The sequence below is a fragment of the Bordetella genomosp. 7 genome, from assembly GCF_002261265.1.
GTDB lineage: Bacteria > Pseudomonadota > Gammaproteobacteria > Burkholderiales > Burkholderiaceae_B > Bordetella_A.
In genome coordinates, this window is record NZ_NEVK01000006.1 from 25722 (window position 1) to 38835 (window position 13114).

A 13114-nucleotide genomic window follows, 5' to 3' on the forward strand; every position below is an offset into this window, starting at 1 on the left:
ATTTCATGCAGCTACCCCCGGCGTCCCTCTGCCGCTAGTGCGCCTGCTCCCAATTGGGGCCAGCGCCTACCTCGGCCACCAGCGGCACCCGCAGCTGCGCCACCCCGCACATGAGCTCCGGCAAATGGGCGCGCACCGTGGCGAGTTCGTCATCGGGCACTTCGAGCACCAGTTCGTCGTGTACCTGCATGATCATGCGCGACGCCATGCGTTCGGCGGCGAGCCAGTCCTGCACGGCGACCATGGCCATCTTGATCAGGTCGGCCGCCGTGCCCTGCATGGGCGCATTGATGGCCGCGCGCTCGGCGCCCTGCCGTCGCGGGCCGGACGCGGCGCGGATGTCGGGCAATTGCAGGCGACGGCCGAATACGGTCTCGACATAGCCTTGCTGGCGCGCCAGTTGCCGGGTGTGCTCCATATACTGGGCCACGCCGGGGTAGCGCGCGAAATACCGGTCGATGTAGGCCTGCGCGGCGTCGCGGGTGATGCCCAGGTTGGAAGCCAGGCCAAATACGCCCATGCCGTAGATCAGGCCGAAGTTGATGGCCTTGGCGGCGCGGCGCTGCTCTGCGCCGACCTCGGCCAGCGGCACGCCAAAGATTTCGGACGCCGTGGCGCGGTGGATGTCTTCGCCCGCAGCGAACGCCTGCTGCAGATTGGCGTCATCGGACACGTGCGCCATGATGCGCAGCTCGATCTGCGAATAATCGGCCGAGACCAGCACGCCCTGTTCGGCGATGAAGGCCTCGCGCACCCTTCTGCCCGCTTCGGTACGTACCGGAATGTTCTGCAGGTTGGGCTCGGACGACGCCAGCCGCCCCGTGATGACGGCGGCCTGCGAGTAATGTGTATGCACGCGGCCCGTGCGCGCATTGATCATGCGCGGCAGCTTGTCGGTATAGGTGGATTTCAGCTTGGACAGGCCCCGGTATTCGAGCAGTACCTGCGGCAAGGGATAGTCACGGGCCAGCTTGGACAGCACTTCTTCGTCCGTGGACGGTGCCCCGCTGGCCGTCTTGCGCACCACCGGCAATTGCATGCGGCCAAAGAGGATCTCGCCCAATTGCTTGGGCGAATTCAGGTTGAACGGCTGACCGGCCAGTTCATAGGCGCGCTGTTCCAGCACGAGCATTTCCTGCCCCAGCTTGTGACTCTGGCGGGCCAGTTCCGCAGCGTCGACCCTGACGCCATTGCGCTCGATAATGGTCAGCACGCGAGACACCTGGATTTCGAGCTCGTAGATGCGCTCGAGGCCGGGGTCGGCGGCCACCCTGGGGCGCAGGGCATGGTGCAGCTGCAGCGTGAAATCGGCGTCTTCGCACGCGTAGTGGCCGGCACGATCGACCGCCACTTCGTCGAAACAGATCTGCTTGGCGCCCTTGCCGCAGAGTTCCTCGTACGTGATGCCGCCCCGCCCCAGATAACGCTGCGCCAGATCATTCAGGCCCACGCCGCGGTGGGATTCCAGCACGTAGGCCTGCAACATCGTGTCGTCGACGATGCCCGCCAGGGCGATGCCCTCGTTGGCAAACACGTGAGCGTCGTACTTGGCGTGGTGCAGCAGCTTGGCACGCGCCGGATCTTGTAGCCAATCGCGCAGGCGCTCGAGCACCGCCTGCTTGGGCAATTGCTCGGCGCTATCGGGCCCGCGATGGGCCACGGGAATATAGCAAGCCACGCCGGGCGCCACGGCCATGGAAATGCCCACCAGGCTGGCCTGCATTTCGTCGAGCGAGGTGGTTTCGGTATCGACGGCGACCAGCGGGGCGTCGGCCACCTGCGCCATCCATTCATCAAAGGCCGGCCAGGTCGAGATGATCTGGTATCGCAGTTCGGCCGGCGCAGCCGGCGCTTCGGCGATGACGCGGGCGTCGCCCGCGGGCACTCGCTGGGCATCGCCGGTAAGTTCGCGCAGCCAGGTGCGGAACCCATAGCGCTCGTACAGCGCCTGCAGGGTCTCGACATCGGGCTGGCTGGGCGCCAGATCGTCGATGGATGCCACGTGGCCGGTAAGATCGCAATCGCACTTTACCGTAAGCAACTGGCGCGTCAGGGGGAACTGGTCGATGGCGGCACGCAGATTGCTACCTGCTACGCCCTTGATGGTGTCGGCCTGAGCCACCAGAGCGTCGATAGAGCCATGCTCGGCCAGCCATTTCGCGGCCGTCTTGGGCCCTACCTTGGTAACGCCGGGCACGTTGTCGACCGTGTCGCCCACGAGCATCAGATAATCGACGATGCGCTGGGGCGGCACGCCGAACTTGCGCTCTACGCCGGCGACGTCGAGCACTTCGCCGCTCATGGTATTGACCAGCGTGACTTGGGGAGTAACCAACTGGGCGAGGTCTTTATCGCCGGTAGAGACAATGGTGTGTACGCCTTGCCGCGCGGCATGATGGGCCAGGGTGCCGATGATGTCGTCGGCTTCGACGCCTTCGATGGCCAGCACCGGCCACCCCAGGGCCTTCACGGCCTGGTGAATGGGCTCGATCTGCGCGGCCAGGTCGTCGGGCATGGGAGGACGATGAGACTTATAGTCGGGGAACAGATCGTCGCGGAATGTTTTGCCGCGCGCATCGAAAACGCACGCTGCGTAGTCTGCTTTATGATCCGACACCAGCTTGCGCAGCATATTTACGACGCCGTAGAGCGCGCCCGTTGGCTCACCTTGCGCATTGCGCAGATCGGGCATAGCGTGAAAAGCGCGGTACAGGTAGCTGGAACCGTCGACCAGCAATAAGGTTTTATTCATGGTTACAAAAGCAGAACTAGAAACGCCCGCCGGTAAGCAAATACCGGTGATTATGTCAGAGATACAAGAGGCGGCAGAACAATTGGCCGACATCGGCCCCGCCGTCAGCGTATTCGGAAGCGCCCGCATCAGCCGCGATTCGCCGCATTACCAGAGGTGCGTCGCCATTTCCACGGCGCTGGCCCAGGCCGGCTTTGCGGTTATTGCGGGCGGCGGCCCCGGCATCATGGAAGCCGCCAATAAAGGCGCCTTCGAGGCTGGCGGCGTCAGCGTGGGCCTGAACATCAGCCTGCCGCATGAAGCGCACAATAATGAATACCAGACCATCAGCCTGTCGTTCGAGTATTTTTATTCGCGCAAGGCCACTTTTTTCATGCACAGCTTTGCCTATGTGGCGCTGCCCGGCGGCTTTGGCACGATGGATGAGTTGTTCGAAGCCCTGACCCTGATCCAGACAGGCAAGGTGCCGCCCGCGCCCATCATCCTGGTGGGCAGCGAGTACTGGCAGGGCCTGGTGCAATGGCTGGGCGAACAGATGCTGCCCAACGGCATGATTGCGGCACACGACCTGGAGCTGTTTACGATAGAAGACGATCCGGACAAGGTCGTGCAATGCGTCGTGGACTTTCATAGCCAACGGCGCACGCCGAATTATCCGCCCACCCTGCCCGGCTGACCTGCTAAGCCAGCGCTTCTGCCAACGCCTGCCGCGCACGCGCCACAAACTCGCTTTCGTCGGCGCGCGCGGGCAGCAATGCAAACTGAACCTGGGGCAGCGCGGGCAGGCTCGCGCCTGACAGCCGTTCGACCCCGGGAGCCAGCGCCGACTCGTTCAGGCAGGCCACGCCCAGTCCGGCGGCCAGCGCCAGTTGCACGCCGGCCACGCCGGAGGCGACGTGCGCCACCGTGTACATGCGGCCTCGGCGTACCAGCAGGCGTTCGGCGAACTGGCGCAGGGCGCACGATTCGGGCAGGGCCACCAGCGGCAGCGGCGCACCGCGCGCCACTTGCGTCCCCGGCGCGCCCATCCAACACAGCGGCTCGCGCCGCAACACGATGCCCGGCGTTCGCCTGGCGCCCGGGACGCACACCTGCATCGTCAGGCCAAGGTCGTACTCGCCTTGGGCGCAAGCCGCCTCGACCTCGCCGCTTTTCATGATCGCCACATGCAGGCGCACCTGGGGATAGCGCTGGTTCAGGCGCCGCAGCAGCCCGGCGACATCGCGGGGGCGGAAGTAATCGGTGAGCGCCAGGCGCAGTTCACCATCGAGCGGCACGCCTCGCAGGTCGCGCAGGGCCTCGTCCGCCATGGCCAGGATGCGCGCCGCGTGGGCCTGCAGGCGCAAGCCCGCGGGGGTGGCGCGCACACCCGTCTTGCCGCGCGCCAGCAGCGGCTGGCCGGCACGCTGTTCCAGCTTGCGTATTTGTTCGCTGACGGCGGATTGCGACAGGTGCACCAGCGGCGCCGCGGCCGTAAAACTGCCCGCGTCCAGCACTACGACGAACGTGCGCAATTGGTCGAGGTCGAATCCCTGCACGATCTATCCAACGGTTTTTTCGTTGGATACTATCGTAAATTCCCGTTTTTCAGATGTCAAAGGCGCCACTAGACTGGCGGCACGGTCGATCGAGACCGCTTCTAACCGTCCAGGGAGCCAGCATGCCGCACATCGTCATCCATCTGTCGGGACAGCCCGACCCCACGACCAGCCGGCAAGTGGTCGACAAGGTCATGGAACTTACTCACGCGGTGCTGGGCAAGGCCCCGGAAGTCACCGCCATTACGCTGCAGTACATCGCGCAGGATGACTGGTTCATCGCCGGAAAACCCCTGTCGGAAACGGGGCAGCACGCGTTTCACCTGGACATCAGCGTCACGGACGAGACAAACACCAAGCAGGAGAAGGCCCGCTACATCGCGGCCATTCATACAGCCTTCGGGCAGCTGCTGGGCAGGCTGCATGAGTGCTCGTATGTGCATGTGATCGATGCGCGGGCCACCGCCTATGGGTACGGTGGCGCCACCCAGGAATACCGGCACCAGCGCGCGGGGGTGTAAAAAAGGCGGCGCCGTGGCGCCGCCTGCTGACCCGCTCCGCTACCGACGGTCAGGCGTTCTCGCGCGCGGCGCGGCGACGCTCGTGCTCCTGCAAGTGACGCTTGCGCAGGCGGATCGATTTGGGCGTGATCTCGACCAGTTCATCGTCGTCGATGAACTCGACTGCGTACTCCAGCGTGAGCTGGATGGGCGGAACCAGGCGCACCGCCTCGTCGGTGCCGGACGCACGGATGTTGGTGAGCTGCTTGCCCTTGATGGGGTTGACCACCAGGTCGTTATCGCGGCTGTGTATGCCGATGATCATGCCTTCGTACAGCGCTTCGCCGGGGCTGACAAACATGCGGCCGCGGTCCTGGAGCTTCCAGAGCGCATAGGCCACGGCTTCGCCATTGTCCTGGCTGATCAGCACGCCATTACGGCGCTCGCCGATCGACCCTTCGCGCACCGGCGCGTACTCGTGGAATATGTGGCTCATGAGGCCGGTGCCGCGAGTCAGCGTCAGGAACTCATTCTGGAACCCGATCAGGCCGCGCGCCGGAATCAGGTATTCGAGCCGGGTGCGGCCACGGCCGTCGGGCTGCATATCCTGCAGGTCGCCCTTGCGGCGCCCGAGCTCTTCCATCACCCCGCCCTGATGGGCGTCTTCTACGTCAACGGTAAGGGCTTCGAAAGGCTCGCACTTGACGCCGTCGATGTCCTTGAACACCACCCGGGGCCGCGAAACGGCCAATTCATAGCCTTCGCGGCGCATGGTTTCGAGCAGGATGGTCAGGTGCAGTTCGCCGCGGCCGGAGACCTCGAACACCGTATCGTCGCCGGTGTCGCGCACCCGCAGGGCCACATTGGACTTCAGCTCGCGCTCGAGACGATCGCGCAGCTGACGGCTGGTGACGAATTTGCCTTCACGGCCCGCCAGCGGCGACGTGTTCACCATGAAGTTCATCGTGAGCGTCGGCTCGTCGATGCGCAGCATGGGAAATGGCTCGGGCTTGGCCGGGTCCATCACGGTGCACCCGATGCCGATGTCTTCGATGCCGTTGATGAGCACAATGTCGCCGGCTTCCGCCTCAGACACGACTTCGCGCTCGAGCCCCTTGAACTTCAGCACCTGGTTGATGCGGCCCTTGCCGGCATCGCCTTCGGGGCCAAACTGGAACGCCACGTCCATTCCGGGGCGGATGCGCCCGCGGTTGATGCGGCCCACGCCGATCTTGCCGACGTAGCTGTTGTAGTCCAGCGAGATGATCTGCATTTGCAGAGGGCCGTCCGGGTCGTCTTCGCGTTGCGGCACATGTTCGAGAATCGCCTCGAACAAATGCCGCATGTCGCCTTCGCGCACATCCGGCGTCGGGCCGGCGTAGCCGGACAGGCCCGATGCGTACACCACGGGAAAGTCCAGCTGTTCTTCCGTGGCCCCGAGCTTGTCGAACAGGTCGAACGTCGCGTTGATGACGTAGTCGGGCCGCGCGCCTGGCCGGTCGATCTTGTTGACCACCACAATAGGCTTGAGCCCCAGGCCCAGCGCCTTGCGTGTGACGAAGATGGTCTGCGGCATGGGGCCTTCGACGGCATCGACCAGCAACAGCACGCCGTCGACCATGGAAAGCACGCGCTCGACCTCGCCGCCGAAGTCGGCGTGCCCCGGCGTATCGATGATGTTGATATGGGTGCCCTGATATTCCACGGCGCAGTTCTTGGCCAGGATGGTGATGCCGCGCTCTTTTTCGAGATCGTTCGAGTCCATCACCCGTTCGGTAACGGCCTGGTTTTCGCGGAAAGTGCCGGATTGGCGCAGCAGCTGGTCAACCAGGGTGGTCTTGCCGTGGTCGACGTGGGCGATGATGGCGACGTTGCGCAGGGCGCGAGTCATAGCGGGTCCTTTAAGGTCTGTTTGGGGGGCAGCAAGCCCTCCGGCAATTCGGTCAACGCAAGCAACGCCTGCGCAGGGTCGGTCATGGCCTGCAAGGCCTCGATCGTGACGGCGCGATCCAGCGAAAACGGCCCGACGAGCGTGCGCCGCAGCGCCGACAGGTGGGCATAGCAGCCCAGCGCTCGCCCGATGTCCTGGGCCAGCGTGCGTATATAGGTGCCCTTGCTGCAGGCGACATCGATCTCGGCGCTATTGCCGCACAACTGCACCAGTTCGATACGATACAAGGTGACCTGGCGCGGCGGGCGTTCGAGTTCAATGCCTTGCCGGGCGTACTCGTACAGCGGCTTGCCATCGCGCTTGAGCGCCGAATACATCGGCGGCACCTGCTCGATGGCGCCCTGGAAACGTGACAATACCTCGCGCAGCGCGGCTTCGGTAACACTGTAACCCTCCGCGGCCCGCGCCACCACATGGCCGGTGAGATCGCCGGAATCGGTTTCCTCGCCAAACTGCAAAGTGGCACGGTAGGCCTTGTCGGCGTCGAGCATCGCGCCGGAGATTTTCGTGGCGCGACCGAAGCAGCACACCAGCAGCCCGGTGGCGAAAGGGTCCAGCGTGCCGGTATGCCCCGCTTTCGCCGCGTCGACAGTGCGCCGGGCGCGCTGCAGGGCGTGATTGCTCGACAAACCCACAGGCTTGTCGAGCAACAGGACACCGTCGAGCGCAAGCCCGCGTCGTTTAGCCATCGTCGAATCCGGAAAAAAAAAGCAGCGACGACAGCCGGTCAGCGCTGGTCTTCAGGTTCGTCGGGCTCGTGCGGGACCGGGCCGGAGCGATTGGCCCGGTCGATGAGCGCCGACATTTCGATGCCGCGGGCGACCTGCGCGTCGTGTACAAAGCGCAGGGTGGGCACCGTGTGGATATGCAGCAACTTGTAGAGCTGCGAATGCAGCCAGCCGGCCTTTTCGTTGAGCAGCGCGGCGGCGGTGTCGGGCTCGGCGCCCAACACCGTGAAATAAACTTTGGCGTGCGCGTAGTCGGCAGACAACTCGACGCCGGACAACGTGATCAGGCCGGCCCGCGATACATCCAGCTCGCGCTGGATGAGGCCGGCCAGGTCTTTCTGGATCTGGTCGGCCAGCCGCAGGTTGCGGCCGGGGATGGATTTGGACTTGTGACGACTCATGAACGACCCGGAAACGCCGCCCCTTACAGGGAGCGGGCGATCTCCTTGATTTCAAAGATTTCCAGCTGGTCGCCCACCTGGATGTCATTGCTGCCACGCAGAGTCAGGCCGCAATCGAAGCCGGACTTGACCTCTTTGACGTCGTCCTTGAAGCGGCGCAGCGAATCGAGGTGGCCGGTCCAGTGCACGACGTTGTTGCGCAGCAGGCGGACTTGCGAATCGCGGCGAACCAAGCCGTCGAGCACCATGCAGCCCGCAACGTTGCCGATACGCGAAATGGAGTAGACCTCGCGCACTTCGACCAGGCCGATGACCTCTTCTTTTTTCTCGGGCGCCAGCATGCCCGACATGGCCGCCTTCACTTCATCCACGGCGTCGTAGATGATGTTGTAGTAGCGCAGGTCGATGCCATTGGATTCGGCCAGCTTCTTGGCGCTTTGCTCGGCGCGGACGTTAAAGCCGATGACCACGGCATTGGAGGCGATGGCAAGGTTGACGTCGCTTTCGGAAATGCCGCCCACGGCCGCATGCACCACTTGCACGCGCACTTCGTCGGTGGACAGTTTGGTAAGCGAAGCCACCAGCGCTTCCTGCGAGCCCTGAACGTCGGTCTTGACGATGAGCGGCAGGGTTTGCATGCCCTCGCCCAGGTTGTCGAACATGGACTCGAGCTTGGCAGCCTGCTGACGGGCCAGCTTGACGTCGCGGAACTTGCCTTGGCGGAACAGCGCGATTTCGCGGGCCTTGCGCTCGTCAGCCAGGGCGATGAGCTCGTCGCCGGCAGCCGGCACTTCGGTCAGGCCCTGGATCTCGACGGGGATCGACGGCCCGGCTTCCTGGACCTGCTTGCCCGTCTCGTCGAGCATGGCGCGCACGCGGCCAAAGCTGGCGCCTGCCAGCACGACATCGCCGCGCTTGAGCGTGCCGCTTTGCACCAGGATGGTGGCCACGGGGCCGCGCCCCTTGTCGAGCCTGGCTTCGATAACCAGCCCCTTGGCCGGCGCGTCGATCGGCGCCTTGAGCTCGAGGATTTCGGCCTGCAGCAGCACGTTTTCGAGCAGGTCGTCGATACCGGTGCCCGTCTTAGCGGAAACCGGCACGAACGGCACGTCGCCGCCGTATTCTTCGGGCACGACTTCTTCGGCCACCAGTTCCTGCTTGACGCGGTCGGGGTTGGCTTCGGGCTTGTCGATCTTGTTGATTGCCACGACCAGCGGCACGCCGCCGGCCTTGGCATGGTGAATGGCTTCGCGGGTTTGCGGCATGACGCCATCATCGGCGGCCACCACCAGGATGACGATGTCGGTTGCCTTGGCGCCGCGCGCGCGCATGGCGGTAAACGCTTCGTGACCCGGGGTGTCGAGGAAGGTGACAACGCCACGCTCGGTTTCGACGTGGTACGCGCCGATGTGCTGCGTGATGCCGCCGGCCTCGCCCGAGGCCACCTTGGAGCGGCGGATGAAGTCGAGCAGCGAGGTCTTGCCGTGGTCGACGTGGCCCATGACGGTAACCACGGGCGCGCGCGGCAGGGATTCGGCTTCGGCAACGCCCGGCGTTTCGTCGAGGAAGGCTTCGGGGTCGTCGAGCTTGGCCGCAATAGCCACGTGCCCGAGCTCTTCGACCACGATCATCGCGGTTTCCTGGTCGAGCACCTGGTTGATGGTTACCATCTGACCCAGCTTCATCAACTGCTTGATGACCTCGGCGGCCTTGACGGACATCTTGTGCGCCAGGTCGGCCACGCTGATGGTTTCGGGCACGTGTACTTCGCGCGCGATGAATTCCTGCGGCGCGGCCTCGTGACGGCGGTCGGCCTGCTGGTTGCGGCTGTTGCGGCCACCCTTGCCGCCCTTGCCGCCGGCGCGCCAGCCGTCGCGGGAAGGAGCGCCCGACTTGGTGTCGGCCGGCTTCTTGCGGGAAGCATCATCGCTCCAGGTGGAGGCGACTTCGGCGGTCTTGATGGTTTTCTTGGATCCGACCGCACCCGGCTTGGCGTCTTTCTTGGCGCCCGGCGTGGCTGCCTTGCCGGCCGGCTTGTGCAGCGTGCCGGACAGGGCCGCGGCAGGCGCCTCGGGTTCGGGCGCACGCAGGACCTTGCGCGGACGGTTCAGCATTTCGCGCAACGCGGCGGCTTCGGCTTCGGCCGCGCGGCGAGCCTGCTCGCGGGCGGCGGTATCGGGCGCAGGCGCCGCGGCCGCCGGCGTGGCGGCAGGACGGCCAGCCGTGGGGCGGCCTTCCGTGGGGCGGCCTGCTGCAGGACGGCCCTCTGGACGGCCACCTGCAGGGCGGCTCGGCGCGGGCGTCGCTGCCGGGGATTCGGATTTTGCTGCGGCCGGCTCGGACTTGACCGGGGCGGCTTGCGCAGGGGATTCAGTAGCGGTATCGATTTCGGCTTGCACAGCAGGTTGCGGCGAGGCCGGCTCGGCCTCGCGCTCGGCGACGGGCTCGGCTTCAGCGGGCGGCGCGGGTTCGGCCGGAGCTTCTGCCGGCTGGGCCGCCGGTTCGGGTTGGGGCTCAGGCTGGGCCTGGGCCGCGGGGGCAGGAGCAGGCTCGGCGGCCGGTTCCTGGTCTTGTGCCGCAGGCGCGGACGGGGCCGGCGCGGCGGGTTCGGGCGCTGGCTGCACTGCGGCGGGCGCGGGGACGGCCGGCTCGACGGGCGCGGCCGGGGCCTCGGGCACAGCCGGCGCCGCCTCGGCACGCGCCTGTTCGAGGGCGAGCTCGGAAGGATCGCGCTTGACGAACACGCGCTTCTTGCGGACTTCGACCTGAATGGTACGCGAACGGCCGGTGGCATCGGCCTGGCGGATTTCGGAGGTCTGGCGACGCGTCAAGGTGATCTTCTTGCCCTCGGTCGCGCCATGGGCGCGGCGCAGCGAGTCGAGCAACTTCGCCTTGTCGCTGTCGGTAACCGCGTCGTCTACCGAGTTGAGGTCAACGCCAGCCGCACGCAGCTGCTCCAGCAGCACGTTGGCAGGCATTTTCAGCTCGGTAGCGAACTGGGCGACAGTATTACTCGACATTAGGCTATCTTCCCTCTATATGCAGCGATTACAACAACGGTACGCGGGCGGCGTTGCCGCCCTTGCACCTGGTTCGGCACCCGCCTGGTTATTCTTCATCGAACCAGTGGGCCCGGGCGCGCATGATCAGCTCGCTGGACTGCTGCTCGTCGAGGCCGGAAATTTCGGCAAGCTCGTCGGCGGCCAGCTCGGCCAGGTCATCGCGCGTCAGCACTTGCCGTTCCGCCAGCTTGGAAGCCAGTTCCGGCGTCATGCCTTCGAGTTCGAGCAGGTCTTGTGCCGTTTCAAGGCGCTCTTCCTGGGCGATGGCCTCGGTAAGTAACGCATTGCGGGCGCGAGAGCGCAGCTCGTTGATGGTGTCTTCGTCGAACGCCTCGATTTCCAGCAGTTCCTGCATGGGAACGTAGGCGATTTCCTCGATACCGGTGAAGCCCTCGTCGATGAGAATGTCGGCGACTTCTTCGTCGACGTCGAGCTTGTTCATGAACGTGGCGCGCAGGTCGGCGCGCTCGGCCTCCTGGCGGCTGAGGCTTTCTTCCGGCGTCATGATGTTGATCTGCCAGCCGGTGAGCTCGGACGCCAGGCGCACGTTCTGGCCCTTGGCGCCAATGGCCTTGGGCAGGTTTTCTTCGTCGACCACCACGTCCATGGCGTGCTTGTCTTCGTCGACCACGATCGATTCGACATTGGCCGGCGCCAGCGCGCCGATGACGAACTGGGCAGGGTCTTCGGACCACAGCACGATGTCGACCTGTTCGCCGCCGAGCTCGTTGCGCACCGCGGTAACACGCGAACCCCGCATGCCTACGCAGGTGCCGATGGGATCGATGCGCTTGTCATAGGCAACGACGGCGATCTTGGCCCGTACGCCGGGATCACGCGCGGCGGCCTTGATCTCGAGCAGCCCCTGTTCGATTTCCGGCACTTCGTTTTCGAACAATTGGCGGATGAATTCGGGCGACGTGCGCGAGAGAATGACCTGCTGCCCCCGGGCGGCGTGGTCCACGCGCAGCACGTAGGCGCGCAGGCGGTCGCCGACCCGGAAGTTTTCCTTGGGGATCATTTCGGAACGCGGCAGGCGGGCTTCGATCTTGCCGGTTTCAACAATGATGTCGCCCTTGTCCATGCGCTTGATCGTGCCGGAGATGATGGTCTCGCCACGGTCAAGGAAGTCGTTGAGCACCTGCTCGCGCTCAGCATCGCGGATTTTCTGCAGGATGGCCTGCTTGGCGGCCTGCGCACCGATACGGCCGAACTCGATGGGCTCGAGGGGTTCCTCGATGTATTCGCCGACCTGGATATTGGGCACCAGCTCGCATGCATCGGACAGCAATTCCTGCCTGTCGGGTTCCTGCAGGCCGGCCTCGTCGGGCACCACCAGCCACCGGCGAAAGCCCTCGTGGCTGCCGGTTTCACGGTCGATGGCGACGCGGATATCGGCGTCTTCCTTGAAGCGTTTTTTCATGGCCGAAGCCAGCGCGCTTTCAAGCGCCCCGAAAACTACTTCGCGCGTGACGTTTTTTTCACGCGCCAAGGCATCGACCAACAGAAGAATTTCGCGACTCATCGCTTTTTGCCCTTGAAATCCAGAACGGGATCCAGCTTGGCACGCTCGACATCGGCGAGCGTGAAGTTCAAGACCTGGATGTCGTCTTTTTTTGCCTCGAATTCGAGACCGAATACGGCCTGCGTGTCGGCGCCCGCGCCGCTGTCGGCCTCGGGCACGGACAGGATGCCGGTGAACACCTTGCGGCCGTCCAGCGGCTGACGCAGCTTGATTTCGATACGCTCGCCCGCGAATCGGCGGAACTCGGCCTCGGTGCGCAACGGGCGATCGACGCCCGGCGAGCCGACCTCGAGACGCTTGTAGTCGATGTTTTCGACTTCGTAGACGCGCGACAACTGCCGCGACACTTGTTCGCAGTCTTCGATGCGCACCCCGCCGGCCTTGTCGATGGTGACGCGCAACAAGCCGAGCGCGGCACGTTCGACGTCGACCAGTTCGACGTCCATTCCGGCTAGCGCCTCTTGGGTCAATGCGTATAAATCAGCCATACACTCAAAAAAAATGGGCTGCAAACCCAGCCCACCGTATTGCCCGGCACCCGGGCAGGGCCTTCTGCGGGACGACCCGCCGGAAAACCCCACCACCGGGCCCGAGCCCAAATATTGCGACCTTTTGTTCCTGCGCGCGGGCCGTAGCAGCCGCCCGGGGCGACCTGGC

At 64.9% G+C, this 13114-nt stretch carries 10 protein-coding genes; 2 read left to right on the forward strand and 8 right to left on the reverse strand.

Annotated features, from left to right (window positions below):
• Positions 1-34 precede the first annotated feature (34 nt).
• Complete coding sequence (polA, locus tag CAL19_RS11015) at positions 35-2752, reverse strand: DNA polymerase I (protein ID WP_038852065.1); 2718 nt, start codon at positions 2750-2752, stop codon at positions 35-37.
• A gap of 52 nt (positions 2753-2804) precedes the next feature.
• Here polA and CAL19_RS11020 point away from each other — a divergent pair, with 52 nt between their 5' ends.
• Positions 2805-3428: a TIGR00730 family Rossman fold protein gene (locus CAL19_RS11020; RefSeq protein ID WP_026638745.1), complete on the forward strand. Its 624-nt coding sequence runs from the start codon at positions 2805-2807 to the stop codon at positions 3426-3428.
• A 4-nt stretch (positions 3429-3432) separates the two neighbouring features.
• On the opposite strand, the gene CAL19_RS11025 is transcribed toward CAL19_RS11020, so the two are convergent.
• Complete coding sequence (locus CAL19_RS11025) at positions 3433-4290, reverse strand: LysR substrate-binding domain-containing protein (protein WP_026638746.1); 858 nt, start codon at positions 4288-4290, stop codon at positions 3433-3435.
• Positions 4291-4412: 122 nt separating this feature from the next.
• Here CAL19_RS11025 and CAL19_RS11030 point away from each other — a divergent pair, with 122 nt between their 5' ends.
• Complete coding sequence (locus tag CAL19_RS11030; RefSeq protein ID WP_026638747.1) at positions 4413-4811, forward strand: tautomerase family protein; 399 nt, start codon at positions 4413-4415, stop codon at positions 4809-4811.
• A gap of 49 nt (positions 4812-4860) precedes the next feature.
• On the opposite strand, the gene typA is transcribed toward CAL19_RS11030, so the two are convergent.
• From typA to rimP, 6 genes are all read right to left on the reverse strand, one after another.
• Positions 4861-6681: a translational GTPase TypA gene (typA, locus tag CAL19_RS11035; protein WP_026638748.1), complete on the reverse strand. Its 1821-nt coding sequence runs from the start codon at positions 6679-6681 to the stop codon at positions 4861-4863.
• Positions 6678-7430 carry a tRNA pseudouridine(55) synthase TruB gene (truB, locus tag CAL19_RS11040; RefSeq protein WP_094796789.1) on the reverse strand — a complete coding sequence of 251 codons (753 nt, stop codon included), beginning with the start codon at positions 7428-7430 and terminating at the stop codon, positions 6678-6680. Before truB ends, typA begins: the two co-directional genes overlap by 4 nt.
• Before the next feature lie 38 nt (positions 7431-7468).
• Positions 7469-7870 carry a 30S ribosome-binding factor RbfA gene (gene rbfA, locus CAL19_RS11045; protein ID WP_026638750.1) on the reverse strand — a complete coding sequence of 134 codons (402 nt, stop codon included), beginning with the start codon at positions 7868-7870 and terminating at the stop codon, positions 7469-7471.
• A 23-nt stretch (positions 7871-7893) separates the two neighbouring features.
• Positions 7894-10890 (reverse strand): translation initiation factor IF-2, encoded by a 2997-nt coding sequence (gene infB / locus CAL19_RS11050; RefSeq protein WP_094796790.1) that lies wholly within the window; start codon positions 10888-10890, stop codon positions 7894-7896.
• Between the two features lie 88 nt (positions 10891-10978).
• The gene (nusA, locus tag CAL19_RS11055) at positions 10979-12457 is read right to left on the reverse strand and encodes a transcription termination factor NusA (RefSeq protein WP_026638752.1); all 1479 of its coding nucleotides are present in this window, start codon (positions 12455-12457) and stop codon (positions 10979-10981) included.
• On the reverse strand, positions 12454-12945 hold the full coding sequence (gene rimP / locus CAL19_RS11060; protein ID WP_026638753.1) for a ribosome maturation factor RimP: 492 nt from the start codon (positions 12943-12945) through the stop codon (positions 12454-12456). The genes nusA and rimP overlap by 4 nt, the downstream gene beginning before the upstream one ends.
• Positions 12946-13114: the final 169 nt, after the last annotated feature.